At 67.7% G+C, this 25,491-nt stretch carries 20 protein-coding genes and 1 tRNA gene; 12 read left to right on the top strand and 9 right to left on the bottom strand.

Annotated features, from left to right (window positions below; all coding sequences use genetic code 11):
• Positions 1-128: 128 nt before the first annotated feature.
• Positions 129-1,355 carry a pyridoxal phosphate-dependent aminotransferase gene (locus tag ACWCRB_RS24695; protein WP_450998109.1) on the bottom strand — a complete coding sequence of 409 codons (1,227 nt, stop codon included), beginning with the start codon at positions 1,353-1,355 and terminating at the stop codon, positions 129-131.
• Positions 1,356-1,662: 307 nt separating this feature from the next.
• Here ACWCRB_RS24695 and ACWCRB_RS24690 point away from each other — a divergent pair.
• The 11 genes from ACWCRB_RS24690 to ACWCRB_RS24640 all read left to right on the top strand — a co-directional run bounded on the left by ACWCRB_RS24690 (position 1,663) and on the right by ACWCRB_RS24640 (position 15,889).
• A tRNA-Trp gene (locus ACWCRB_RS24690) sits at positions 1,663-1,735 on the top strand.
• Positions 1,736-1,844: 109 nt separating this feature from the next.
• On the top strand, positions 1,845-2,132 hold the full coding sequence (secE, locus tag ACWCRB_RS24685) for a preprotein translocase subunit SecE (protein ID WP_327695295.1): 288 nt from the start codon (positions 1,845-1,847) through the stop codon (positions 2,130-2,132).
• A gap of 77 nt (positions 2,133-2,209) precedes the next feature.
• On the top strand, positions 2,210-3,070 hold the full coding sequence (gene nusG, locus ACWCRB_RS24680) for a transcription termination/antitermination protein NusG (protein WP_450998108.1): 861 nt from the start codon (positions 2,210-2,212) through the stop codon (positions 3,068-3,070).
• Positions 3,071-3,228: 158 nt separating this feature from the next.
• On the top strand, positions 3,229-3,663 hold the full coding sequence (gene rplK / locus ACWCRB_RS24675) for a 50S ribosomal protein L11 (RefSeq protein ID WP_020132675.1): 435 nt from the start codon (positions 3,229-3,231) through the stop codon (positions 3,661-3,663).
• An 84-nt stretch (positions 3,664-3,747) separates the two neighbouring features.
• Positions 3,748-4,473 carry a 50S ribosomal protein L1 gene (rplA, locus tag ACWCRB_RS24670; protein WP_369036424.1) on the top strand — a complete coding sequence of 242 codons (726 nt, stop codon included), beginning with the start codon at positions 3,748-3,750 and terminating at the stop codon, positions 4,471-4,473.
• A gap of 136 nt (positions 4,474-4,609) precedes the next feature.
• On the top strand, positions 4,610-5,521 hold the full coding sequence (locus ACWCRB_RS24665) for a hypothetical protein (RefSeq protein WP_450998107.1): 912 nt from the start codon (positions 4,610-4,612) through the stop codon (positions 5,519-5,521).
• A gap of 57 nt (positions 5,522-5,578) precedes the next feature.
• Positions 5,579-6,406 carry a LolA-like protein gene (locus tag ACWCRB_RS24660; RefSeq protein ID WP_369036426.1) on the top strand — a complete coding sequence of 276 codons (828 nt, stop codon included), beginning with the start codon at positions 5,579-5,581 and terminating at the stop codon, positions 6,404-6,406.
• A gap of 361 nt (positions 6,407-6,767) precedes the next feature.
• Positions 6,768-7,298, top strand: a complete 531-nt coding sequence (gene rplJ, locus ACWCRB_RS24655) for a 50S ribosomal protein L10 (RefSeq protein ID WP_389352540.1) — start codon at positions 6,768-6,770, stop codon at positions 7,296-7,298.
• A 109-nt stretch (positions 7,299-7,407) separates the two neighbouring features.
• Positions 7,408-7,794, top strand: coding sequence for a 50S ribosomal protein L7/L12 (rplL, locus tag ACWCRB_RS24650; RefSeq protein ID WP_389352542.1), 387 nt, complete (start codon positions 7,408-7,410; stop codon positions 7,792-7,794).
• Positions 7,795-8,412: 618 nt separating this feature from the next.
• The gene (gene rpoB / locus ACWCRB_RS24645; protein ID WP_450998106.1) at positions 8,413-11,895 is read left to right on the top strand and encodes a DNA-directed RNA polymerase subunit beta; all 3,483 of its coding nucleotides are present in this window, start codon (positions 8,413-8,415) and stop codon (positions 11,893-11,895) included.
• A gap of 94 nt (positions 11,896-11,989) precedes the next feature.
• A complete protein-coding gene (locus ACWCRB_RS24640; protein ID WP_450998105.1) occupies positions 11,990-15,889 on the top strand; it encodes a DNA-directed RNA polymerase subunit beta' in 3,900 nt (1,299 codons plus the stop codon).
• Between the two features lie 72 nt (positions 15,890-15,961).
• Here ACWCRB_RS24640 and ACWCRB_RS24635 read toward each other — a convergent pair whose 3' ends face one another.
• The 7 genes from ACWCRB_RS24635 to ACWCRB_RS24605 are packed head-to-tail and all read right to left on the bottom strand — an operon-like array spanning position 15,962 to position 23,615.
• Complete coding sequence (locus tag ACWCRB_RS24635) at positions 15,962-16,522, bottom strand: hypothetical protein (RefSeq protein ID WP_450998104.1); 561 nt, start codon at positions 16,520-16,522, stop codon at positions 15,962-15,964.
• Complete coding sequence (locus ACWCRB_RS24630) at positions 16,522-17,628, bottom strand: hypothetical protein (protein ID WP_450998103.1); 1,107 nt, start codon at positions 17,626-17,628, stop codon at positions 16,522-16,524. Before ACWCRB_RS24630 ends, ACWCRB_RS24635 begins: the two co-directional genes overlap by 1 nt.
• 33 nt (positions 17,629-17,661) lie before the next feature.
• The gene (locus tag ACWCRB_RS24625; RefSeq protein WP_450998102.1) at positions 17,662-18,846 is read right to left on the bottom strand and encodes a hypothetical protein; all 1,185 of its coding nucleotides are present in this window, start codon (positions 18,844-18,846) and stop codon (positions 17,662-17,664) included.
• 26 nt (positions 18,847-18,872) lie between these two features.
• Entirely contained in the window at positions 18,873-20,099 is a 1,227-nt protein-coding gene (locus tag ACWCRB_RS24620; RefSeq protein WP_450998101.1) for a hypothetical protein, read from the bottom strand.
• A gap of 54 nt (positions 20,100-20,153) precedes the next feature.
• The gene (locus ACWCRB_RS24615) at positions 20,154-21,098 is read right to left on the bottom strand and encodes a phage distal tail protein (RefSeq protein WP_450998100.1); all 945 of its coding nucleotides are present in this window, start codon (positions 21,096-21,098) and stop codon (positions 20,154-20,156) included.
• Between the two features lie 25 nt (positions 21,099-21,123).
• Positions 21,124-22,410, bottom strand: coding sequence for a tape-measure protein (locus ACWCRB_RS24610; protein ID WP_450998099.1), 1,287 nt, complete (start codon positions 22,408-22,410; stop codon positions 21,124-21,126).
• A complete protein-coding gene (locus ACWCRB_RS24605; protein WP_450998132.1) occupies positions 22,407-23,615 on the bottom strand; it encodes a phage tail protein in 1,209 nt (402 codons plus the stop codon). Before ACWCRB_RS24605 ends, ACWCRB_RS24610 begins: the two co-directional genes overlap by 4 nt.
• Before the next feature lie 650 nt (positions 23,616-24,265).
• Here ACWCRB_RS24605 and ACWCRB_RS24600 point away from each other — a divergent pair.
• Positions 24,266-24,985, top strand: coding sequence for a hypothetical protein (locus ACWCRB_RS24600; protein ID WP_450998098.1), 720 nt, complete (start codon positions 24,266-24,268; stop codon positions 24,983-24,985).
• Between the two features lie 16 nt (positions 24,986-25,001).
• Here ACWCRB_RS24600 and ACWCRB_RS24595 read toward each other — a convergent pair whose 3' ends face one another.
• The gene (locus ACWCRB_RS24595; RefSeq protein WP_450998097.1) at positions 25,002-25,430 is read right to left on the bottom strand and encodes a hypothetical protein; all 429 of its coding nucleotides are present in this window, start codon (positions 25,428-25,430) and stop codon (positions 25,002-25,004) included.
• Positions 25,431-25,491: the final 61 nt, after the last annotated feature.

Here is a 25,491-nt window from a genome sequence, read left to right as displayed (position 1 = left end):
ACGTCCGGCTCCTATCGGTAGCGCTTTCCCTGAACGTGGTCTTGCTCGCACTAAGAGACGACTGTGGGACGACTCGCGGACGAAAAAGGCCGCTTCCCCGAAGGGAAGCGGCCTTCTCGTCAGAACTCTCAGTCCGTCGCCTCGGCCAGCAGCTTCTGTACGCGGCTGACGCCCTCGACGAGGTCCTCGTCGCCCAGGGCGTACGACAGGCGCAGGTAGCCCGGTGTGCCGAACGCCTCACCCGGTACGACGGCCACCTCGACCTCGTCCAGGATCAGCGCGGCCAGCTCGACCGAGTCCTGCGGGCGCTTGCCGCGGATCTCCTTGCCCAGGAGGGCCTTCACCGAGGGGTACACGTAGAAGGCGCCCTCGGGCTCCGGGCAGACCACGCCGTCGATCTCGTTGAGCATGCGCACGATGGTGTGGCGGCGGCGGTCGAAGGCCACGCGCATCTCCGCGACGGCGTCCAGGTTCCCGGAGACGGCGGCGAGGGCGGCGATCTGCGCCACGTTGGAGACGTTCGAGGTGGCATGCGACTGGAGGTTCGTCGCCGCCTTGACGACGTCCTTCGGGCCGATGATCCAGCCGACCCGCCAGCCCGTCATGGCGTACGTCTTGGCGACGCCGTTGACGACGATGCACTTGTCGCGCAGCTCGGGGAGGATCGCGGGGAGCGAGGTGAACTTGGCGTCGCCGTAGACGAGGTGCTCGTAGATCTCGTCCGTCAGCACCCACAGGCCGTGCTCCACGGCCCAGCGGCCGATCGCCTCGGTGTCCTCGGCGCTGTAGACCGCGCCGGTCGGGTTGGAGGGGGAGACGAACAGGACGACCTTCGTCCGCTCGGTGCGGGCCGCCTCCAGCTGCTCCACGCTGACCCGGTAGCCGGTGGTCTCGTCCGCGACGACCTCGACCGGGACACCGCCGGCGAGACGGATCGACTCCGGGTACGTCGTCCAGTACGGGGCCGGGACGATGACCTCGTCGCCCGGGTCGAGGATCGCGGCGAAGGCGTTGTAGATGGCCTGCTTGCCGCCGTTGGTGATCAGGACCTGGGAGGCGTCCACCTCGTAGTTCGAGTCGCGGAGCGTCTTGGCGACGATCGCGGCCTTCAGCTCGGGGAGACCACCGGCCGGCGTGTAGCGGTGGTACTTCGGGTTCGAGCAGGCCTCGACGGCGGCCTGGACGATGTAGTCCGGGGTCGGGAAGTCCGGTTCACCGGCGCCGAAGCCGATCACCGGGCGCCCGGCGGCCTTCAGGGCCTTGGCCTTGGCGTCCACGGCGAGGGTGGCGGACTCGGAGATCGCGCCGACTCGGGCGGAGACCCGGCGCTCGGTGGAAGGGGTTGCAGCGCTCATGGTGCCCATCGTTTCAGACCGGAAACCTCCACGGCACACGGGTTTCACGTATTGGTCAGACCGGATACCGGAGTGGATCACCCAGGGGGAGAAGAACAGGTGCCGGGCGGGGCGGAAGGCTGAACAAGCGTCCGGATCCGGGGGCTGGGCTGGGCGATCTTCCGTCGGCAACGCCCCAGCGGGCGCTTTCTGTTCGACGATCGTCGCTGGAGCACGTACACTCTCACCTCGTTGGCCTTCACCGGCCCGCGCTCATCCGGTGCACACCGAGCTTCCGGGCGAGTACGGTACGTTGGAGTAACCACAAAGGGTCGTAGCTCAATTGGTAGAGCACTGGTCTCCAAAACCAGCGGTTGGGGGTTCAAGTCCCTCCGGCCCTGCTACACACGCCTGTCACCAGGCTGTGTGCGCATGTACGTACTGCATTGCATCGCCGTGCGGCTCAGACCGGGCGCGGCACGGCCACGACCCGGGAACAGGTGAGGATGAATGGCGGACGCCGTGGGCTCCATCGACATGCCTGATGCCCAGGACGAGGCGCCCGAGTCGGACAAGAAGACTCGCAAGGGCGGCAAGCGTGCCAAGAAGGGTCCGCTGAAGCGTCTCGCGGTCTTCTACCGCCAGATCGTCGCGGAACTTCGCAAGGTCGTCTGGCCTACGCGTAACCAGCTGACGACGTACACGACCGTGGTGATCGTCTTTGTGATCGTCATGATCGGCCTGGTGACTGTGATTGACTTTGGCCTCGACAAAGCCGCCAAGTACGTCTTCGGCTGAGCCAAGAGCGAAGGGCGCCGGGTGCGGCGCCCCTTTCGCATGTTCCACCCACATGTATCCAGGAAGAAGCAGCCACCGTGTCTGACCCGAACCTGAACGACGCCATCGTGCCGGACGAGTCCGTGGATGACGAGCTGGACATCGTCGAGGGCGCCGATGAGGTCGAGGACGAGGTCGACGCTGCCGACGCCGCCGTGGGGGAGCCCGCCGAGGAAGACGCCATCCACATCGAGGACGATGAGGACGACGACGTCACCGAGGTCGAGGACGAGACCGACGACGAGGCCGCGGCTGAGGAAGCCGAAGAAGAGGCCGAGCCCGTCGACCCCGTCGAGGCCCTCCGCGAGGAACTGCGCACGCTCCCCGGCGAGTGGTACGTCATCCACACGTACGCCGGTTACGAGAACCGTGTGAAGACCAACCTCGAACAGCGTGCCGTCTCGCTCAACGTCGAGGACTTCATCTTCGCGGCCGAGGTGCCGCAGGAAGAGGTCGCGCAGATCAAGAACGGCGAGCGCAAGACGGTCCGCCAGAACAAGCTGCCCGGGTACGTTCTCGTCCGCATGGACCTGACGAACGAGTCCTGGGGCGTCGTCCGCAACACCCCCGGTGTCACCGGCTTCGTGGGCAACGCGTACGACCCGTACCCGCTGACCCTCGACGAGATCGTCAAGATGCTCGCGCCGGAGGCCGAGGAGAAGGCCGCTCGTGAGGCCGCCGAGGCCGAGGGCAGGCCCGCTCCGGCCCGCAAGCTCGAAGTGCAGGTCCTGGACTTCGAGGTCGGCGACTCGGTCACCGTCACCGACGGCCCGTTCGCGACGCTGCAGGCGACCATCAACGAGATCAACGCCGACTCGAAGAAGGTCAAGGGCCTCGTCGAGATCTTCGGCCGCGAGACCCCGGTCGAGCTGTCGTTCGACCAGATCCAGAAGAACTAGCACGCCAACAGCTTCCGTCCAGGTCAGGTCGGCTCTCTCGGAGCTGGCCTGACCTGCTCGGTTTCACGCCTCGCCACGGTGTCCCTTATCGTGGTGCGGTTGCCTGGCTTCTGTCGGGTACAGCGAAGACCGAAGAAAACGAAGATAGAGGACCCGGAATGCCTCCCAAGAAGAAGAAGGTCACGGGGCTTATCAAGCTCCAGATCAACGCCGGTGCGGCGAACCCCGCCCCGCCGGTCGGCCCCGCGCTCGGTCAGCACGGCGTCAACATCATGGAGTTCTGCAAGGCGTACAACGCCGCGACCGAGTCGCAGCGTGGCTGGGTGATCCCGGTGGAGATCACGGTCTACGAGGACCGCTCCTTCACCTTCATCACCAAGACGCCGCCGGCCGCGAAGATGATCCTCAAGGCCGCGGGTGTCGAGAAGGGCTCCGGCGAGCCGCACAAGACCAAGGTCGCCAAGATCACCGAGGCGCAGGTCCGCGAGATCGCCACGACCAAGCTTCCCGACCTGAACGCCAACGACCTGGACGCCGCGTCGAAGATCATCGCCGGCACCGCCCGTTCCATGGGCATCACGGTCGAGGGCTGAGCCCCAACCTCGTAAGCCAGTAGTACGTGGCAGGGCCTGCTCGGTCCGTTACCACGACTCCTCAGAACAACATCAGGAGCAGTAGTGAGCAAGCGCAGCAAGTCTCTCCGCGCTGCGGACGCCAAGGTCGACCGGGACAAGCTCTACGCCCCGCTCGAAGCCGTGCGTCTCGCCAAGGAGACCTCCACGAGCAAGTTCGACGGCACCGTCGAGGTCGCCTTCCGCCTGGGTGTAGACCCGCGCAAGGCCGACCAGATGGTCCGTGGCACCGTGAACCTCCCGCACGGCACCGGTAAGACCGCCCGGGTCCTGGTCTTCGCGACCGGTGACCGTGCCGAGGCCGCGACCGCCGCTGGCGCCGACATCGTCGGCTCCGACGAACTCATCGACGAGGTGGCGAAGGGTCGGCTGGACTTCGACGCCGTCGTCGCCACCCCGGACCTCATGGGCAAGGTCGGCCGCCTCGGCCGCGTCCTCGGCCCGCGTGGTCTGATGCCGAACCCGAAGACGGGCACCGTGACCCCGGACGTGGCCAAGGCCGTGACCGAGATCAAGGGCGGCAAGATCGAGTTCCGCGTCGACAAGCACTCGAACCTGCACTTCATCATCGGCAAGACGTCGTTCGACGACACCAAGCTGGTGGAGAACTACGGCGCGGCGCTGGAGGAGATCCTCCGTCTGAAGCCGTCCGCCGCCAAGGGTCGTTACATCAAGAAGGCCGCGATCAGCACGACGATCGGCCCCGGCGTTCCGCTCGACCCCAACCGCACCCGCAACCTCCTCGTCGAGGAGGACCCGGCCGCCGTCTGAGCCCTCCGCTCACCCCGGTAGCCGCGCGTACGCGTTCTGTACAACGGGCCCCGCAACCTTTCGAGGTGCGGGGCCCGTTGTCGTAGGGACGGGTTAGCGTGAAGATCACGGGGTGTACTAGGGGGTAGGGGTGCGGATGAGGCACAGCGGTGTACGGGGGATACGAGGCGTACGGCGGACGGTCCGGCCGGTCGCGGTGACCGCCGCGCTCGTGGTGGTGGGCGTGGCCATGTCGGCGTGCAGTTTCTCCGGTGACCCCGACGGCGGGGACGCCGAGCAGCCCCGGGGCACGGCCAGCCTGGACGCCCGTACGGCCGCCGCGCTGCACGCCGTCGAGAAGGCCACCGACCTGGCCGGTTCCGCCCGGGTCAGCTCGTCCTCCGTGATGGGCGACCTGCTCTCCATGCGGACGGCCGGTGTCCTCGGCTGGGCCGGTGAGCCGGTCGGCAAGCTCAGCATCACCTACACCGGCGGTGAGCTGGCCGACTCCATGCGGGCGCTCAACAGCTCCTCCATGGAGGCCCGGCTGCTGCCCGACGCCTACTACGCCAAGGTCGGCGACAAGTTCGCCGCCCAGATGCAGGGCAAGCACTGGATCCGCTACGACTACGACGACCTGGCGGACCTGCCCGGCGGCTCCGGGACGTATCTGAAGGACCAGCTGCGCAACACCGCCCCCGTGCAGCCGGTGAAGCTCCTGCTGGCCTCCGGGGACGCCCACAGGGCCGGGACGGAAACAGTGCGTGGTGAACGTACGACGCACTACTCGGGCACGGTGGACGTGGCGGCACTCGCCGACTCCGCCCTCAAGGAGCAGCTCGTCCAGGCCGGAGTCGCCACCGAGACGGTCGACATCTGGGTCAATGAGCGGAATCTGCTGGTCAAGAAGGTCGAGCAGGGTGAGCTGTCGAGCGGGCGGATGTCGTCGACGGCGTACTACAGCGCGTACGGCGTGAAGGCGGAGGTGGTGGCTCCGGAAGGCAGGGACACCGCGGACTTCAAGGAGCTGTTGGGGAATTCAGGAGCCTCATCCGCCTCACCGGGTTAGGCTCACGGTCGTTTCTGTGAATCGACCGTGTGTTCACAAAGTTCCTTGGGGGGAATCGTGAGTGCTTCTTCTTCCGTACGTGTCGGGCTCGCCGTGCTGCTGCTCGGCACCGGTGCTGTCGCCTGTTCCGAGGGGGCTTCGGAGGAGTCGCCGAAGATGACGCCGGCGGCGGCTGTCGCCAAGGCGGCGAAGAACGTGGAGGACATCACCTCCCTCAGCTACCGGATGACCGGCCGCACGCCCGAGGAAGGGCGCGTCAAGGCCGACGCCAAGATGCGGCTCAAGCCCGACGTGGCCATGAGCATGAAGATCACGGCCCTCGACCAGGGCGCGGACGGCACCGCCGAGATACGTCTCGTCGACAAGGCGATGTTCATAGGCGGGGGTGCGGCGGCCGCCGCCGAGATGGACGGCAAGAGCTGGATCAAGTTCGACCTGTCCGCGCTGGGCGCTGGTGCCGGCGAGTCGCTGGGGGCGGCCGGACAGGCCGACAAGAACCCCGCCCAGGAGTCCACCTTCCTCACCGGGTCCAAGGACGTGAAGGAGGTCGGCACGGAGACCGTGGACGGGGTGAAGACCACCCACTACGCGGGCACGGTCACCCTCGACGAGTTCCGGGACTCCCTCAAGAAGGAGACCAAGGCGACTCGTGAGACGCGCGAGAAGAGCCTTGAGCAGTACGAGAAGCTGGGGATCGAGAAGTTCACGATGGATCTGTGGGTCGGTGAGGACGAGCTGACCAAGCAGTTCCGGATGCGGGGGGCGGCTGACAAGGGGCCGCTGGACATGACGATCACCTTTGACGACTTCAACAAGCCGGTGAGTATTGCTGCGCCGGCTGCCAAGGATGTTGCTGACCTGGCTGAGATGTTGAAGGGGGCCTGAGCGGGTTTGGTTGTTGGCTGCGGGTCCGGTGGGGGCTTGTCGCGCAGTTCCCCGCGCCCCTGAGGAGGGCCTGCGGCCCTCCCCGTGGCGGGATTTGCCTGGTTGTTGGTCCCTCGCGTACTCTCCTCTTGAAGCCAAAGACCGCTGGTCGTTGCTGTGTCCTCGTTCGAGGGCTCGGTGGCCGAAGGATCCGCTGAACTGCGGACGACCCGCGTAGGTGACTGTGGAAGTGCTCCTGGACGGAATCCGCTCACGGAATTCGTTTGGTCGAGTTCACGCCCCGTGCGCCTGCGCCGGGGCGTTTCGTTTTCCTCAGCCCCTTCCGAGCGGTCCTCATCACCCGGAAGGAGGCCGACGCTCTATGGCAAGGCCCGACAAGGCTGCCGCGGTGGCCGAGCTCGCGGAGCAGTTCCGCAGCTCGAACGCCGCCGTGCTGACCGAGTACCGGGGTCTCACCGTGGCGCAGCTCAAGACGCTGCGTCGTTCGCTCGGTGAGAACGCCCAGTACGCCGTGGTGAAGAACACGCTGACCAAGATTGCGGCCAACGAGGCCGGGATCTCTACGCTCGACGACCTGTTCAACGGTCCGACGGCGGTCGCCTTCGTCACCGGTGACCCGGTGGAGTCGGCGAAGGGTCTTCGTGACTTCGCCAAGGACAACCCGAACCTCATCATCAAGGGCGGTGTCCTTGACGGTAAGGCGCTGTCCGCCGATGAGATCAAGAAGCTTGCGGACCTCGAGTCCCGCGAGGTTCTGCTCAGCAAGCTGGCCGGTGCTTTCAAGGGCAAGCAGTCTCAGGCTGCCTCGCTCTTCCAGGCGCTGCCGTCGAAGTTCGTCCGCACCGCGGAGGCGCTTCGCGTCAAGCTCGCCGAGCAGGGCGGTGCCGAGTAATTCGGCTCGCACTTTGACCGCCGCCTGACGCGGTGGTCGACGCGGGCCGAACGTACGCCCGCCGACACGTAATCGGCACCTGCCGAATTGACTGGAAGGATCGCCCATCATGGCGACGAAGCTGTCCCAGGAAGAGCTGCTCGAGCAGTTCGAGTCCCTCACCCTCATCGAGCTCTCCGAGTTCGTGAAGGCGTTCGAGGAGAAGTTCGACGTCACCGCGGCCGCGGCCGTCGCCGTCGCGGGCCCGGCCGGTCCGGCCGCCGCCGCCGAGGCCGTCGAGGAGCAGGACGAGTTCGACGTCATCCTCACGGGTGCCGGCGAGAAGAAGATCCAGGTCATCAAGGTCGTGCGTGAGCTGACCTCCCTGGGTCTGAAGGAGGCCAAGGACCTCGTGGACGGCGCCCCGAAGCCCGTTCTCGAGAAGGTCACCAAGGAGGCCGCCGAGAAGGCTGCCGAGTCCCTCAAGGCCGCCGGCGCGGGCGTCGAGGTCAAGTGACCCCACTGAGGGCCCGCTGAGGGCTCTCGTGGCAGCTGACGTGGGGCTTCTGAGAGCCCTGTAACGCTGACGCAGTGAAGAGCGATCATCCATCTGGGTGGTCGCTCTTCGGCGTTCGAGGGGTCGGGTCGTGGCTGCCTTGCAGGCTCGGTGACGGCGAGTAAGGTGATCTTCGTCGTGCCTCCGAACGACCCTGGTGACGTCCCGCACGTGACGATGGCAGCACCGGGTCGGGGCCTGGAGGCCTTGACGAACTGCACGTAGCGCGCAATTCTCAGGACGCGTCGCCACATCGATCCGAATCCGAGGCATGGATCGGTGGCGAAGAGGGCAGTATCGAGGTGCATCGAGGGCGTGGCTTGCAGCAGGGGTTGAGAACAACGAGGGTCTTCAAAAACCCGAACTGGACATCAGTGGGCCTAGTGGCTACACTGACCCTTTGCGCTGCCTGTTAGCTGCCTCCTGCCCGTCACCAGGGGCATGCCCTCGCTTGAGCACCGACGATCGGACCTTCTCCGACCTGGCCTTTTACGGCTGGATCGCGGAGCGCCTGTCTCTGTGCCCCGGTGAGGGGCCGGTACGCGCGTAGTGAGTCCGAGCCCTCGGAAGGACCCCCTCTTGGCCGCCTCGCGCACTGCCTCCGCGAATACGAACCACGGCGCCAGCACTGCCCCGCTGCGCATCTCTTTTGCAAAGATCAAGGAGCCCCTCGAGGTTCCGAACCTCCTTGCGCTGCAAACCGAGAGCTTCGACTGGCTGCTCGGTAACGCCGCGTGGAAGGCTCGTGTCGAGGCTGCTCTGGACAGCGGACAGGACGTCCCCACCAAGTCCGGTCTGGAGGAGATCTTCGAGGAGATCTCCCCGATCGAGGACTTCTCCGGGTCGATGTCCCTGACGTTCCGCGACCACCGTTTCGAGCCTCCGAAGAACTCGATCGACGAGTGCAAGGAGCGCGACTTCACGTACTCCGCGCCCCTCTTCGTCACGGCCGAGTTCACCAACAACGAGACCGGCGAGATCAAGTCCCAGACGGTCTTCATGGGCGACTTCCCGCTCATGACCAACAAGGGCACCTTCGTCATCAACGGCACCGAGCGTGTCGTGGTGTCGCAGCTGGTCCGTTCGCCGGGTGTCTACTTCGACTCCTCCATCGACAAGACGTCCGACAAGGACATCTTCTCCTCCAAGGTGATCCCCTCCCGGGGCGCCTGGCTGGAGATGGAGATCGACAAGCGCGACATGGTCGGTGTCCGCATCGACCGCAAGCGCAAGCAGTCCGTGACCGTTCTGCTGAAGGCTCTCGGTTGGACGACCGAGCAGATCCTTGAGGAGTTCGGCGAGTACGAGTCGATGCGCGCCACCCTGGAGAAGGACCACACCCAGGGCCAGGACGACGCGCTGCTCGACATCTACCGCAAGCTCCGTCCGGGCGAGCCGCCGACCCGTGAGGCCGCGCAGACGCTTCTGGAGAACCTGTACTTCAACCCGAAGCGCTACGACCTCGCCAAGGTCGGCCGTTACAAGGTCAACAAGAAGCTGGGCGGCGAGGCCCCGCTGGACGCCGGTGTGCTGACCGTCGAGGACATCATCTCGACGATCAAGTACCTGGTGAAGCTGCACGCCGGTGAGACCGAGACCGTTGGCGACAACGGCACGTCGATCGTCGTCGAGACCGACGACATCGACCACTTCGGCAACCGTCGTCTGCGCAACGTCGGCGAGCTCATCCAGAACCAGGTCCGTACGGGTCTGGCTCGTATGGAGCGCGTCGTCCGCGAGCGCATGACGACCCAGGACGTCGAGGCGATCACGCCGCAGACCCTGATCAACATCCGGCCGGTCGTCGCCTCCATCAAGGAGTTCTTCGGCACCAGCCAGCTGTCGCAGTTCATGGACCAGAACAACCCGCTGTCGGGTCTCACCCACAAGCGCCGTCTGTCGGCGCTTGGCCCGGGTGGTCTCTCCCGTGAGCGGGCCGGCTTCGAGGTCCGTGACGTGCACCCCTCGCACTACGGCCGCATGTGTCCGATCGAGACCCCTGAAGGCCCGAACATCGGTCTGATCGGCTCGCTCGCCTCCTACGGCCGGGTCAACGCGTTCGGGTTCGTCGAGACCCCGTACCGCAAGGTCGTCGAGGGTGTCGTCACCGACGACGTCGACTACCTGACCGCCGACGAAGAAGACCGCTTCGTGATCGCCCAGGCGAACGCGATCCTCTCCGAGGACATGCGCTTCGAGGAGTCCCGCGTTCTCGTCCGCCGCCGTGGCGGCGAGATCGACTACATCCCCGGCGACGACGTCGACTACATGGACGTCTCCCCGCGCCAGATGGTGTCCGTCGCGACCGCGATGATCCCCTTCCTGGAGCACGACGACGCCAACCGTGCCCTCATGGGCGCGAACATGATGCGCCAGGCCGTGCCGCTGATCACCGCCGAGGCCCCCCTCGTCGGTACGGGCATGGAGTACCGCTGCGCCGTCGACGCCGGCGACGTCATCAAGGCCGAGAAGGCGGGTGTCGTCCAGGAGGTCTCCGCGGACTACATCACCGTCGCCAACGACGACGGTACGTACACCACGTACCGCGTCGCGAAGTTCTCGCGCTCCAACCAGGGCACCTCGGTCAACCAGAAGGTTGTCGTGGACGAGGGCGACCGGATCGTCGAGAACCAGGTTCTCGCCGACGGGCCGGCCACCCAGGAAGGTGAGATGGCGCTGGGCAAGAACCTGCTCGTCGCCTTCATGCCGTGGGAGGGTCACAACTACGAGGACGCGATCATCCTGTCGCAGCGCCTCGTGCAGGACGATGTCCTCTCCTCGATCCACATCGAGGAGCACGAGGTCGACGCCCGTGACACCAAGCTCGGCCCCGAGGAGATCACCCGGGACATCCCGAACGTCTCCGAGGAGGTCCTCGCCGACCTCGACGAGCGCGGCATCATCCGTATCGGTGCCGAGGTCGTCGCCGGTGACATCCTCGTCGGCAAGGTCACGCCCAAGGGTGAGACCGAGCTGACCCCCGAGGAGCGCCTGCTCCGCGCGATCTTCGGTGAGAAGGCGCGCGAGGTCCGCGACACCTCGCTGAAGGTGCCGCACGGCGAGATCGGCAAGGTCATCGGCGTCCGCGTCTTCGACCGTGAGGAGGGCGACGAGCTGCCGCCGGGCGTGAACCAGCTGGTTCGGGTCTACGTGGCGCAGAAGCGCAAGATCACGGACGGTGACAAGCTCGCCGGCCGCCACGGCAACAAGGGTGTTATCTCGAAGATCCTTCCGATCGAGGACATGCCGTTCCTCGAGGACGGAACTCCGGTCGACATCATCCTCAACCCGCTGGGTGTCCCGTCCCGAATGAACCCGGGACAGGTCCTGGAGATCCACCTCGGCTGGCTCGCCAGCCGCGGCTGGGACGTCTCCGGCCTCGCGGACGACTGGGCACAGCGCCTCCAGGCCATCGAGGCCGACGTGGTCGCCCCCGGCACGAACGTCGCCACCCCCGTCTTCGACGGTGCGCGTGAGGACGAGCTGGCCGGTCTGCTCAACCACACGATCCCGAACCGCGACGGCGAGCGCATGGTGCTCCCGACCGGCAAGGCACCGCTGTTCGACGGCCGCTCCGGCGAGCCGTTCCCGGAGCCGATCTCGGTCGGCTACATGTACATCCTCAAGCTCCACCACCTGGTCGACGACAAGCTGCACGCGCGTTCGACCGGTCCGTACTCGATGATCACCCAGCAGCCGCTGGGTGGTAAGGCCCAGTTCGGTGGCCAGCGCTTCGGAGAGATGGAGGTGTGGGCGCTGGAGGCTTATGGCGCCGCGTACGCCCTCCAGGAGCTGCTGACCATCAAGTCCGACGACGTCACCGGCCGCGTGAAGGTCTACGAGGCCATCGTCAAGGGCGAGAACATCCCCGAGCCCGGCATCCCCGAGTCCTTCAAGGTGCTCATCAAGGAGATGCAGTCTCTCTGCCTCAACGTGGAGGTGCTGTCCAGTGACGGTATGTCCATCGAAATGCGTGACACCGACGAGGACGTCTTCCGCGCGGCGGAGGAGCTCGGCATCGACCTGTCCCGGCGTGAGCCGAGCAGCGTCGAAGAGGTCTGACGGGAGTTCGGAGGCCTTCGCGATGAAGGCCTCCGGCCCCAGGACCCCCGTATCAGACCCCATGACTTACAACCCTGAGAGGGATTGACGCATAGTGCTCGACGTCAACTTCTTCGACGAGCTCCGGATCGGTCTGGCCACCGCTGACGACATCCGTCAGTGGAGCCACGGCGAGGTCAAGAAGCCCGAGACGATCAACTACCGCACGCTCAAGCCCGAAAAGGACGGACTCTTCTGCGAGAAGATCTTCGGTCCGACCCGGGACTGGGAGTGCTACTGCGGCAAGTACAAGCGTGTCCGCTTCAAGGGCATCATCTGTGAGCGCTGTGGCGTCGAGGTCACTCGCGCCAAGGTGCGCCGTGAGCGGATGGGCCACATCGAGCTGGCCGCTCCCGTCACCCACATCTGGTACTTCAAGGGCGTTCCGTCGCGTCTGGGCTACCTGCTCGACCTCGCCCCGAAGGACCTCGAGAAGGTCATCTACTTCGCGGCGTACATGATCACGTACGTCGACGACGAGCGCCGTACCCGTGACCTGCCCTCGCTGGAGGCGCATGTCTCGGTCGAGCGGCAGCAGATCGAGAACCGGCGTGACTCCGACCTCGAAGCCCGCGCCAAGAAGCTGGAAAGCGACCTGGGCGAGCTGGAGGCCGAGGGCGCCAAGGCCGACGTACGCCGCAAGGTGCGCGAAGGTGCCGAGCGGGAGATGAAGCAGCTGCGGGACCGTTCGCAGCGCGAGATCGACCGCCTCGACGAGGTGTGGACCCGGTTCAAGAACCTCAAGGTCCAGGACCTGGAGGGCGACGAGCTGCTCTACCGCGAGCTGCGCGACCGCTTCGGGACCTACTTCGACGGTTCGATGGGTGCCGCGGCGCTGCAGAAGCGCCTGGAGTCCTTCGACCTGGAGGAGGAGGCCGAGCGCCTCCGCGAGATCATCCGTACCGGCAAGGGCCAGAAGAAGACCCGCGCCCTGAAGCGGCTGAAGGTCGTGTCTGCGTTCCTGCAGACCTCCAACAGCCCCAAGGGCATGGTTCTCGACTGCGTCCCGGTCATTCCGCCGGACCTTCGCCCGATGGTGCAGCTGGACGGTGGCCGCTTCGCGACCTCCGACCTGAACGACCTGTACCGCCGTGTGATCAACCGGAACAACCGTCTGAAGCGGCTTCTCGACCTCGGTGCTCCCGAGATCATCGTCAACAACGAGAAGCGCATGCTTCAGGAGGCCGTTGACGCGCTGTTCGACAACGGCCGTCGTGGCCGTCCGGTCACCGGTCCCGGTAACCGCCCGCTGAAGTCCCTGAGCGACATGCTCAAGGGCAAGCAGGGTCGATTCCGTCAGAACCTGCTCGGCAAGCGTGTGGACTACTCCGCGCGTTCCGTGATCGTCGTCGGTCCGCAGCTGAAGCTGCACCAGTGCGGTCTGCCGAAGGCGATGGCGCTGGAGCTGTTCAAGCCGTTCGTCATGAAGCGGCTGGTCGACCTCAACCACGCGCAGAACATCAAGAGCGCGAAGCGCATGGTCGAGCGTGGCCGGACCGTCGTGTACGACGTGCTGGAAGAGGTCATCGCTGAGCACCCGGTTCTGCTGAACCGTGCGCCCACGCTGCACCGCCTCGGCATCCAGGCCTTCGAGCCGCAGCTGGTCGAGGGCAAGGCCATCCAGATCCACCCGCTCGTCTGCACCGCGTTCAACGCGGACTTCGACGGTGACCAGATGGCCGTCCACCTGCCGCTCTCCGCGGAGGCGCAGGCCGAGGCCCGCATCCTGATGCTGTCCTCGAACAACATCCTCAAGCCCGCCGACGGCCGTCCGGTGACGATGCCGACCCAGGACATGGTCCTCGGTCTGTTCTTCCTCACCACCGACGGCGAACTGCGTGACGTCAAGGGCGAGGGCCGTGCGTTCGGCTCCTCGGCCGAGGCGACCATGGCGTTCGACAACGGTGAGCTGGCGCTGCAGTCGGCCGTCGACATCCGCTTCCCGGTGGGCACCATCCCGCCGCGCGGCTGGACCCCGCCGGCCCGCGAGGAGGGCGAGCCCGAGTGGCAGCAGGGGGACTCGTTCCGTCTGCGCACCACGCTGGGCCGCGCGCTCTTCAACGAGCTGCTGCCCGAGGACTACCCGTTCGTCGACTACTCGGTCGGCAAGAAGCAGCTCTCCGAGATCGTCAACGACCTCGCCGAGCGCTACCCCAAGGTCATCGTGGCGGCGACGCTCGACAACCTGAAGGCGGCCGGCTTCTTCTGGGCGACCCGCTCCGGTGTCACCGTGGCCATCTCCGACGTCGTCGTTCCCGAGGCGAAGAAGGAGATCGTCAAGGGCTACGAGGCGCTGGACGAGAAGGTCCAGAAGCAGTACGAGCGCGGTCTGATCACCAAGGACGAGCGCACGCAGGAGCTCATTGCGATCTGGACCAAGGCGACCAACGAGGTTGCCGAGGCGATGAACGCGAACTTCCCCAAGACGAACCCCATCTTCATGATGGTTGACTCGGGTGCCCGAGGAAACATGATGCAGATGCGGCAGATCGCCGGTATGCGTGGTCTGGTGTCGAACGCCAAGAACGAGACGATCCCGCGTCCGATCAAGGCCTCCTTCCGTGAGGGCCTGTCGGTGCTGGAGTACTTCATCTCGACTCACGGTGCCCGTAAGGGTCTCGCCGACACCGCCCTGCGTACCGCCGACTCGGGTTACCTCACCCGTCGTCTGGTGGACGTCTCGCAGGACGTCATCATTCGCGAAGAGGACTGCGGCACCGACCGCGGCCTCAAGCTGGCCATCGCCGAGCGCGACGAGGCCGGCGTGCTCCGCAAGACCGAGAACGTCGAGACGTCGGTGTACGCCCGTGCGCTGGCTGAGGACATCACCATCGACGGACGTGTGCTGGCCCCGGCCAACACCGACCTCGGTGACGTCCTCATCGACGAGCTGGTCAAGCACGGCGTCGAGGAGGTCAAGACCCGCTCGGTCCTGACCTGCGAGTCCGCCGTCGGCACCTGCGCCATGTGCTACGGCCGTTCGCTGGCCACCGGCAAGCTGGTCGACATCGGTGAGGCGGTCGGCATCATCGCCGCCCAGTCCATCGGTGAGCCCGGCACCCAGCTGACGATGCGTACCTTCCACACCGGTGGTGTGGCCGGTGACGACATCACCCAGGGTCTGCCCCGTGTCGTCGAGCTCTTCGAGGCTCGTACGCCCAAGGGTGTCGCCCCGATCTCGGAGGCGGCCGGCCGCGTCCGTATCGAGGAGACCGAGAAGACCAAGAAGATCGTCATCACCCCGGACGACGGCAGCGACGAGACGGCGTTCCCGATCTCGAAGCGCGCCAAGGTCATGGTGCGTGAGGGTGACCACGTCGAGGTGGGCCAGAAGCTCACCTTCGGTGCCACCAACCCGCACGACGTGCTGCGGATCCTCGGTCAGCGCGCGGTCCAGGTCCACCTGGTCGGCGAGGTCCAGAAGGTCTACAACTCGCAGGGTGTGTCGATCCACGACAAGCACATCGAGATCATCATCCGGCAGATGCTTCGCCGGGTGACGATCATCGAGTCCGGCGACGCCGAGCTGCTGCCCGGCGAGCTGGTCGAGCGTGGCAAGTTCGAGACCGAGAACCGTCGTGTGGTCCAGGAAGGCGGCCACCCGGCCTCCGGCCGTCCGCAGCTGATGGGTATCACCAAGGCCTCGCTGGCGACGGAGTCCTGGCTGTCGGCCGCCTCCTTCCAGGAGACGACCCGAGTCCTGACGGATGCGGCGATCAACGCCAAGTCCGACAGCCTCATCGGCCTCAAGGAGAACGTCATCATCGGTAAGCTCATCCCGGCCGGTACGGGTCTGTCCCGCTACCGCAACATCCGGGTGGAGCCGACCGAGGAAGCGAAGGCCGCGATGTACTCGGCCGTCGGCTACGACGACATCGACTACTCGCCGTTCGGCACGGGCTCCGGCCAGGCCGTTCCGCTGGAGGACTACGACTACGGTCCGTACAACCAGTAAGCGGTAGTTGTCTGTACGAAGGGCGGTCATCCCGGGTTCGGGGTGGCCGCCCTTCGGCGTTGCCGGTGGCCGTCAGTCCCCGCAGCCGTACATGAGCTGAGGCTGGGCGTAGACCGTCCCGGAGGTGCTCGTCACCATCGCCTGGATCTCGACCGTGAGCAGGGTGCCGAAGTCTTCGGCGACGGCGACGGCGGCGGTGTGGTCGAAGTCCGCGCCCGCGGCGACCTCCGGGCCCCACTGGGTGCCGGCCACGAGCACGCGGACCGCACCGGTGGTGCCCGTGGCGGCCCTGGTCTCCAGGTGGAGGCGCATCTGCGGCTGCCACAGCGGGTTGGACGACACCGCGATCGTCGTCCACGCGGTCGCGGTGGTCTGCGGCCAGCGGGTGACCGTCGTGTCCTGCGGGGGCAGCATCGTCAGCCAGGGGCGTGCCAGGCCTCCGGCGCCGACGGAGAAGACGGCGGGGTCGCCCGACGACGGCAGTACGTGGAGCCAGCCGCCGTCGGTGATCTCGACCCCGCCGCCGGACACCTTGTTGAGCGCGGGCCGCGAGTTGACGGCGGTGGACAGCTGCTGGATCCGGCGTTCCATCGCGGTGAGCCGGTCGATGATGTCCTCGGGCAGCTGGGGCATCAGGCTTCCTCCAGGTACAGCTCGGCGGTGTCTGGGCGGCCGCGCTGCGCCGGGTCGACCTTGACGCCGATGATCCGGTAGCGGACGTCCAGGCCCTCGGGCCACCACTCGTCGGTGATGCGGATACGGGCGGTCCGCCCGAGCAGCGCGGGTGGCACCAGGTCGTCGAGGCGGACGCTGATCTCGGGGATCACCACCGCTCCGGCGGCCGTGGCGAGTTCGGCGGTGGCCAGGGAGCGCAGCGTGTCGACGTCGGTGACCGTGTTGTGGTCCGAGGTCAGGTCGATGAGCGGATATCCGGCGTCGATCAGGGCCGTGGCCGGTGGGGCGTCGGCGTACAGCGGGCGGGACTCCTCGGCCTGGTTGTCGTTGACGGAGGCCCCGCGGGCGCGGGCGGTGGTGCCGCCGCGGGTGGCGTCGCGCGGGAAGGAGTACGACAGGATCGCGCCGGGACGGTCCATCACCAGGTCCGTCGTACCGGTACGGATCCTCGGGCTGCCCAACCGCAGCCGACGGATCCGTTCGCCGGTGGCCGGGTCGCGGTAGACGGCGATGTGGTGCTCGAAGCCGTTGTCCATCGCGGCGAGCGCGTCGAGTGCTTCGGAGTAGACGATCTCGTCGCCGTCGCGGTAGGAGACGGTCCGGGTCGCCGAGGAGGTCTCGGTGCCGTAGGTGACACGGATGTCGCCACCCGGGAGCGACGTCTGCATGTGCCGCCACAGGTTGCGGGCGAGCGCCAGCTGGTCGGTGTCCGTGTAGCCGAGGTCGGCGCGGATCCGGCGGCGGCCCGCGTACGAGTCGAAGGTCGCCGCCTGGATGCCGAGGGTGAGCACGCCCCGATCGCTGCTCTGCAGGGTGCTGGTCCAGATGATCCCGCCCCACCACAGGTCGCCGCCGCGCTCCAGGTAGACCGCGGTGCGGCCCTCCTCGATACGGCGGACCCGGGCGGCGAGGGCCGCGGTGGGGACGGGGATCGTGCCGGAGAACGAACCGGCCTTGCCTATGTAGTCGTCTACGGTGACGTCCCGTACAGGGAGGATGTCGATGGTGCGGTCGGTGCGCAGGTCGCAGAAGATCGCGCGGTACGGGGTGGTGATGGTCGCCATACGGCGGTCAACTCCTGTGTCGCGGTGGGGTGTTCAGGCCAGCGGGTCGACGCGCAGAAACGCGTTGGCGAACCAGCAGGCGACGCCCGAGGTGGTGGACCTGTGCATCGCCGTGACCGTGTAGGTGGCTCCGGCGGTCAGTGAGCCCAGCCGGACGGTGGTCGACACCGAGGCGCCGGGGGAGCCCGAGTACACCGCGGCGTTCTGGTCCACCGCCGTCCAGATGACGGTGCTCCCCTGGGTGACCTGCGGGGTCAGGTACGCGGACGCAGTCGTGCTGCCGGGGGTCTCCATCCGCGAGCCGAGGCCGAGGAGGACCGCGCCGGACGGCGGAGCGGTGAAGTTGAGGGTCAGCGCGGTGACGGGCGTGCCGGTGAGCGCGGCCGTGTACGTCGTCGAGGATGTGTACCCGGCGTTGAACGAGTTGACGAACACCGGGCCCGGCACGGCGGGCGCCCAGGCCGAGCCGTTCCAGCGCTGGAGCTGGCCGTTCGGGCCGTCCCGGTACTGGCCGGCGTAACTGCCGGTGGCGAGGGCGCCGCCCGGGGCGATGCCGCCGGTCTCCCGGGGGTACGGGATCCAGACCGTGCCGTTCCAGCGTTGCAGGGCAGTGGTGGTGTCGCGGTACTGGCCGGGGTAGGCGCCGGTGCCGGTGTCGCCGTACGTCGGGAGGATGCCGCCGACGGCGACGACGGTGGTGCGCCGGTCGGTGAGGGTCCAGGCGAGGCCGCCGCTGCCCGCGCTCGCGTTCGCCGGGACGGTCACCGCGTACAGGGGCAGTGCGGCGGCGGGGGTCGCGGGCTCGGCCGGTGTCGCGGAGACGGCCTCGCCCTTGACGACCTCGACGACGGCTTCGGTGCGGCCCGATGCGTCGTACTGGTCGTCGTAGATCCGCAGGACGACGAGGTCCTTGCGGGGGTGCTGCTGGTCGCCGTCCTCGAAGGTGAGCGTGAGCGGTTCGGTGACGGCCACCGGGTAGGCGCCCCGGGCGGACGCCGCCTGCACGATGGCCCGGCCGGGGCCGACGGTGGCGGTCATGCCGCCCTGGGCGCCGGTGAACGCGAAGCCCGTGATCCGGTCGGACCCGGTCGGGGAGCCGGGGAGGATGCCGGACCGGCCCCCGATGTTGTCGGCGGGCGTCACGGCTCCGAACTGGGTGACGCGCGTGTCCTCGCGGGTCTGGCCGGTCGGGGACAGCCAGGCGGAGCGTGTGTTCATGAGGTCCCCCTCCTCGGGAACGGACGTCAGGACGCGGACTGGTAGGTGCCCGAGATCGACAGGACGGAGTTGGTGACCCAGGGGAAGGGGTTGGCCTTGTTCCACGAGGTCGCGGTGGTGCCCAACGTGGTGGTGAACCGGCCCACCACGCCGACGCCGTCGGTGTTGGTGGCCAGTTGGCATGCGCCCTGGAAGAACTTGAAGCCACCGTCGCCGTTGAAACCGACCACGTTCAGCACGATGTCGGTCATCCAGCCGAGGGCCGGGGGAGCGGGCAGGGAGAAGGACCAGGCGGCGGCGGCGTCCTGGGCCGCGATGTTGGTCGTCGTCCCGATCGCCAGACGGAGCCGGAGATGGACGACCGTGCCGATCTTGGCGTAGTTGGCGTTCAGCGTGCCGTTCCCGATGACCGGGGCGACGCCCGTGCTGGCGTACCAGACGGGTGTGTACGTCTGCCAGGTGGGGACCTGCTGGTAGGAGACCCACGTGCTGCCGTTCCAGCGCTGGAGCAGGCCGTTCGGGCCGTCGCGGTGCTGGCCGACGTAGCTGCCGTTGCCGACGGCGCCGCCCGGGGCGATGCCGCCGGTCTCCCTGGGGTAGGCGACCCAGGCGGTGCCGTTCCAGCGTTGCAGGGTGTTGCTGGTGTCGCGGTACTGGCCGGGGTAGGCGCCGGTGCGGGAGTCGTTCTCCGTCGGGAGGATGCCGCCGACGGCCACGACACTGACGCGCAGGTCGGTGACGGTGGCGGCGGAGGCCCAGATGATCCCTCCGTTGCCCGCGCTCGCGTTCGCCGGGACCAGGACGGTGTACAGGGGCAGGGCGGCGGCGGGGGTCGCGGGCGGGACCGGGTCGGTGGCGGTGGGGGTGCCCTGGATGACCTCGACGACTGCTTCGGTGCGGCCGGACGCGTCGTACTGGTCGTCGTAGATCCGCAGGACGACGAGATCCCTGCGGCTCTGGTCCGTGCCGCCGCCGAACGTGAGGGTGACCGGCTCGGTGACGGCCACCGGGTAGGCGCCCTGGTCGTCCTCGGCCTGCACCACACCCCGGCCGACCCCCACGGTGGCGGTCATACCGCCGGAGGTTCCGGTCAGCGCGAAGCCCGTGACCCGGAAGGCCCCGTCGGACGAGCCCGGGAAGATGCCGGAGCGGCCCCGGATGTTGGTGGCGGGGGTGACGGCACCGGTCTGCGCGACGCGGGTGTCCTCCCGGGTCTGGCCGTTCGGGGACAGCCAGGCGGAGCGTGCGTTCATACCAAGTCCTTCTGTGGATGGCGGGAGTTGGAGGAGTCGGGAAGTCCGGTGCGGTCACCACTCCGCGCTGCGCCAGCGCACCGACATCTGCGCGCCGGAGCCGAAGTCGTCGGGGCGGAAGGCCAGTTGGGCGCGTCCGGGGGCGAGAGCGAACAGTTCCTCCGGGCCGCTGTCCGGGGCGGCGGTGTGCCGGCGGGAGGCGGTGCCGTTGAGGGTGACCGTGCCGGCGCCGGTGTCGACGACGAGCTGGTCGCCCGCAGCGAGGCGGATCGTGTAGCGCAGCCGGCGGCCGGTGGTGCGGTCGGTCACCGTGGGGTTGACGCAGGGGCCGCTGAAGGTGATCACCGGGTGGGTGGGCGCGGAGCCGTCGTTCGCGGCGACGACATCGCCGGTGGAGACGGTCTGGCCCCAGTACAGCGGCCAGGTCAGCGGCCAGCTCAGTCCGCTCTCCGGCTGCGGGGGCCCGGTGACCGCGGTCTGCTCGGCGACCAGGTAGCGGCGCGGGTCGGTGGCGTACCACTGCACGGCCGCCTTGGAGACGCCCTGGGTGGCGTAGACCCGGTCGGCGGCCAGGACGCGCTGGCTGACCCGGGCCCGTACGGCCAGGGTCTCGCCGTGCAACCGGACCGCGAGCCAGCGCTCCTCGTCGGCGAGCAGCAGGGCCTGGCGCAGGACACGGGTCGCGGTCAGTGCGGACTGGGGGTCGCCCACCGTCGCCGGTACGGTCCACACCGTGCCGCCGATCCTGCGGGGCTTGGCGTAGCGGGCGCCCGCCCAGGCGCCGTGGGCGGTGGGATGGTCGGCGTCGCCGGTGTCGAAGTCCGGGAGGTCCTCCCAGCCGGTGAGTCCGCCGCGGTCGATGCCGTACGCCGTGCCGGGGCCCATCAGCAGTCCGGCCCACTGGAGCTGCCCTTCGCGGGTGATGAGCGAGCCGGGGGCCGGGTCCGGGTCCGTGGTGGAGTCGGTGTACGTGATTGTCTCGGCCGTTGTCGGTGCCATGGGGCCGTCACCTCGCTGTCGGGGTTCATGGGTGTGCGTGGGCCGCGGAGAGGAAGAGCAGGTCCTCGGCGGTGGCCCTGGCGCCCGCGCTCTCGTCCTCGCGGAACTCGGCCATCCGGTACGGCGAGGGCGACGGGGCTCTGGTTCGGCTCGTGAGGGCCCGCTGCCGCTCCAGGGCGGTGAGCGGCAGCACCTTGCCCGCGCGGCGGGTGATTCCGGGTACGGCGACACCGCCCTCGGCGAGCATCGGGATCTTGGGGATGTTGATGCCGAACTTCTTGCCGAGGATGGAGACGCTGAGCGAGTTGAGGCCGTCGATGATCCAGTTGGCGAAGGAGATCAGGCCGTTGATCGGGGCCTTGACCAGGCCGGCGACCATCTCGACCCCCGTACTGACGAACCTGCCGATCCCGCCGAGCGTGCTCGACATGGCGCCCTTGATCCGCTGGAACATGTCCGGGATCGCCCGGGTGATCCAGCCGACGGCGGACTCCAGGACGCCCTTGAAGCCGCGCCACACGGCGTCGACCTTCTCGCGCAGCGCCTCCACGTTTCCGGTGGTGATCGCGCGCAGCACGGCGAAGCCGGTGCCGACCACCGCGCCGACGACGGAGAGGACGGTCGTGACGACGGTGAGGATCGCGCCGAAGTACGTGCTCACCAGCGTCCCGATGAACTGGAGGACCGGGGTGATGATGGCGAGGACGCTCTCGATGTACGTCAGCACGATCTTCGCGAGCTGCTCGATGATCCGCTGTCCGGCCTCGGAGTTCACGGCGAGGTCGATCAGCCATCCGGCGACGGGCAGGAGCAGGCCGAGGACGAAGCCGAGCGGGCTGGCGCGGGTGAGGAGGTTGATGACCGTCACCACCCCGGCGCCGATGGTCATGGCCAGGCCGAAGGCGCCCATCAGATTGCCTATGACGGCCATGGTGCCGGCGAAGCCCACGATGAGCGTGGCCACGGTGGCGAGCCCGGCCTTGAGGAGGCCGACGGAACGGCCGGCGTTCCTGGCCCGGTCGCCGAACGACTTCACGCCCCTGGCGGCGGTCGCGGCCGACTGACCGGCCTCGGCGACGGAGCGCGCGGTGGCGTCGGCGCCGGACTTGACCCGGCTCACGGCCTGGCTGCCCGGGGTGAGGGAGGCGCGGATGCCACCGGTGGCCGTGGCGGCGCTCCTGATCCGGGCGGCGAGCCCTCGCACGGCGGCGCCGCCCTGCGCCGCCTGGGTCCGGAAGGTGCGCAGCGCGGGCACGACCGAGGCGGACAGGTCGGGGGCTGCCGGGCCCGCTGCCGCCGCCGCGGCACTCATCCCCGCCACCCGCGTGCCTTGGCCAGGAACATCAGCGCGTCGGCGGTCCGCTGGGGGTCACTGGAGGAGGCCGCGTAGTAGTTCTCGATCCGCAGGGCCCCGCCCGTACCGGTGGCCCCGTCGCCGCCGATCCTGCCCTGCGCGGCAGCTGTCCTGAGCATGCGGTCCAACTTGCTCAACGGCAGTACGGCTTCCGCTTCTCCGGCCTCGGCGAGGATCGCCGGTACGCCGCCGGAGCGGGGCAGTACGACACCGCCGGTCGCCAGCGTGGGGATCTTCGGCAGGCTGAGGCCGAAGGTCTTGCCGCCGACGAAGGGCACCCAGCCCGGGATCGTCACCTTGATGCTGTTGAGCTTGCCGATCGCGGAGTTGATGAGGCCGATGACCGCGTTGATCGGTGCCTTCACGGCGTTCTTGATGCCGTCGAACGCGCGGCCCGCGATGTCCTTGAGTCCGTTCCAGGCGCTGGTGAGCTTGTCCTTGACGGCCTGGAAGGCGTTCGGGATCACCGACTTGACCCAGTTGACGACGGGTGTGATCACGGCCTTGATGCCGTTCCATACGCCGCTGACCACGCTTTTGATCGCGTTGAGGACGGTGGTGATGATGGTCTTCCAGATGTTGAAGTACGTCCGGATGACCGTGGCCACCGCCTGCACGACGGTGGATATCGCTGTTTTGATCCCGTCCCAGATCTTCTTTATCAGATCGGCCGCGGTCTTCATGATCGGCCCGATGGCCTTCATGACGTTGCCTATGACGGACTTGATGACCTCGAACGCGGTCTTAAGGATCTTCTGCATGGTCTTCGACTGGGTGGCCATGTCGATGACCTTCGCGATGAGCGGTGCCAGGGCGAGCATGAGGATGCCGAAGAGGTTGCCCTTCATCGACTTGTTCATCTTGTCCTGACCCTTGGCGGCCTTGTTGGTCCCGGCCTCGTATTTCGTGAAGTTGGTGCCGGCGGTCTGGGCTGACTTGCCTGTTTTGGTGAGGGACTTCTCGGCCTGGTCGGAGGCGGTCTTTATGGTCCGCAGTGGGGTTGTCGCGCCTTGGGCCGCCGTCGCCAGTGATCTCATCTGGCCTGCGGTCTTCTGCGTCGCACTGTTCAGCTTGGTCACGGCCGACGCGGCGCTGTCCGCGGCCGACTTGAGGGTCCGCAGCGATGCGGTGACTGTCTTCAGTTGGCCGGTGAGCGGTTGCAGAGTGCGGTCGAGCTCTGTGATGGCCTTCTTCAGTCGGCCGACTGCCTCGGTGGTCTTCGTGAACTCGGCCGGTTTGGGGGCGCTGGGGGAGGGGGTACCTGCATTTCCTGAGTTCGCGGGCCTTCCACCGCCCCCGGGCGGTGTGGAGCCGTTCCCGTTCCCGCCTTCGCGTCCTGCCTTTTTCTCGGCACGAATCTTCTTGAGGTCGTCGTGCAAAACACGGAGGGTCGCGGCCGTCACCAAAACGTTCAGGAACAGAGCTGCGCCGGAAAGCCAGCCATCGGCCTTGAGGGCCAATATGACTTCCTTGCCGAAGGGAAGGTTGGCGACGGCGGTCTTCAAGTCCGTGGCCTTGTCATTCGGCCCTTTTTCGATGGCCGTCTTGAGGTCGCCCACCTTGGCGTTGAACTCGTTCACCTTGGCGATGAACTGGTCTGCGGTGACACCCTGGCTGGAGAGTTTGTCAATCTTTGTCTCGATCGAGGTCGCTTTGTCGTACACCTCGTCGGTCGTGTGGTTGGCCACTTTCGTCGACCTTCCTTGCCCGTTGTGGTGGAGCGGTGAAGAACTTGTCGGGGGTTTCGGGTCACGATCCGGCTGCGATCCGTCGCAGGTGAGCGGCCGGTGAACTACCGTGTTGTTGAAGGGACTTGACGCGCGAGGGCAAGGCCAGTGGGGTGGACGGGGAAGCGAGCAGAGTTCGGCGTGACCATGTGATCGACTGGCTCGACCAGTCGCAGGACCTGGCTCATCTGATCGCCCGTGTGACCGAACTCGTCGTCCGGCTGGGCTACGACCCCGAAGACCTCGTCGTGATGCCCCGTGCCGAACTCGACCGGCGTGAACTGACCGCATACAGCGCCGGCTGGGCGGACGTGGTCTCCGAGCAGCTTCCCGGGATACGGCGCGAGTACGAGGTCCGGATCACCGCCGCGTACCTCCAGGGCCAGGAGGACGCGCGCACCGGGCGCCGACCGCGCCGGACGGGACCGTCGCAGAGGGCCGAGGGTGAACGCGACGGCGAGGTCATTCCGCTGCCGTACGTCCAACTCCTCGAACCCCCGCCCGCGGTGACCGGCGTGGAGCAGCGGGGCGAGCGGGAGCGGGCCGTGGCCGACCGGGAACCCGGAACGGAGGCCGATCCGGGCGCCGATGCCTCGCCCGATCCCCGGGCCGAGATCCTGCTCTCGGCCCGTGAGGTGCGGGAGCGCCGTGCGGAACGGGACCGGCGCAAAGTGGTCCGGCGCAAGGGGCGGCCCAGTGTGCCCCCGCTCGACGACAGGCCGGCCGGGGAGACACCCCCGGCGTCGGACCGGCAGGACGCCCCGGGACGGAGGGAGGGGGACGTCCCGGACGGGCACCCTTCCTGAAGGTCGGCAACCCCGGTCATCCGAAGAAGCGGGCGACCTGTGTCGGGGTCGCTGTCGTTGATGTGGACAGTGGTGCACTCGCGTCGGCGGGCGAGTCGTCCCCTGCGTCGCCGTCCTCCTCGTACCTGTCCCCGGTCGCCCACCCCGCTCCCCCCAGCCTCGCGTCGTCCGGCCGCGGCACCGGCACCGGCAGCTCCGGCGGATCCGCGTCCTCGGCCGAGTTGACGGAGGCGAACATCCAGTTGGCGGCGGCGAGATGGTCCACGGTGGCGGCCAGCAGATGGTCGGTCACCGTCCACTCGGCGGCCTCGCCGTGGAGTTCGCGGTTCAGGGCGCAGTCGCGCGGCAGGTGTTTGACGAGCACCGCGAGCCGTCGGGAGGAGAGCCGGCCGCGGTGCCAGTCGAGCAGGTCGGTGCCGTAGTAGCGGAGCAGGTCGGCTTCCATCACGGTCACCGCGCCCGGCGCGATCACCCTCTCGCCCGGCGACTACAACATCCACACCAGC

This window comes from Streptomyces sp. NPDC002156, assembly GCF_053593675.1.
Note: the sequence above shows the minus strand (reverse complement) of the source record. Positions and strands in the feature narration are given on the sequence as shown.

Excerpts from the sequence above, each read along its gene's own strand:
- ACWCRB_RS24695 (WP_450998109.1), bottom strand. The coding sequence starts at position 1,355 with ATGAGCGCTGCAACCCCTTCCACCGAGCGCCGGGTCTCCGCCCGAGTC.
- secE (WP_327695295.1), top strand. The coding sequence starts at position 1,845 with ATGGCGGACGCCGTGGGCTCCATCGACATGCCTGATGCCCAGGACGAG.
- rplK (WP_020132675.1), top strand. The coding sequence starts at position 3,229 with ATGCCTCCCAAGAAGAAGAAGGTCACGGGGCTTATCAAGCTCCAGATC.
- ACWCRB_RS24665 (WP_450998107.1), top strand. The coding sequence starts at position 4,610 with ATGAGGCACAGCGGTGTACGGGGGATACGAGGCGTACGGCGGACGGTC.
- rplJ (WP_389352540.1), top strand. The coding sequence starts at position 6,768 with ATGGCAAGGCCCGACAAGGCTGCCGCGGTGGCCGAGCTCGCGGAGCAG.
- rplL (WP_389352542.1), top strand. The coding sequence starts at position 7,408 with ATGGCGACGAAGCTGTCCCAGGAAGAGCTGCTCGAGCAGTTCGAGTCC.
- ACWCRB_RS24635 (WP_450998104.1), bottom strand. The coding sequence starts at position 16,522 with ATGCCCCAGCTGCCCGAGGACATCATCGACCGGCTCACCGCGATGGAA.
- ACWCRB_RS24630 (WP_450998103.1), bottom strand. The coding sequence starts at position 17,628 with ATGGCGACCATCACCACCCCGTACCGCGCGATCTTCTGCGACCTGCGC.
- ACWCRB_RS24625 (WP_450998102.1), bottom strand. The coding sequence starts at position 18,846 with ATGAACACACGCTCCGCCTGGCTGTCCCCGACCGGCCAGACCCGCGAG.
- ACWCRB_RS24620 (WP_450998101.1), bottom strand. The coding sequence starts at position 20,099 with ATGAACGCACGCTCCGCCTGGCTGTCCCCGAACGGCCAGACCCGGGAG.
- ACWCRB_RS24615 (WP_450998100.1), bottom strand. The coding sequence starts at position 21,098 with ATGGCACCGACAACGGCCGAGACAATCACGTACACCGACTCCACCACG.
- ACWCRB_RS24610 (WP_450998099.1), bottom strand. The coding sequence starts at position 22,410 with ATGAGTGCCGCGGCGGCGGCAGCGGGCCCGGCAGCCCCCGACCTGTCC.
- ACWCRB_RS24595 (WP_450998097.1), bottom strand. The coding sequence starts at position 25,430 with ATGGAAGCCGACCTGCTCCGCTACTACGGCACCGACCTGCTCGACTGG.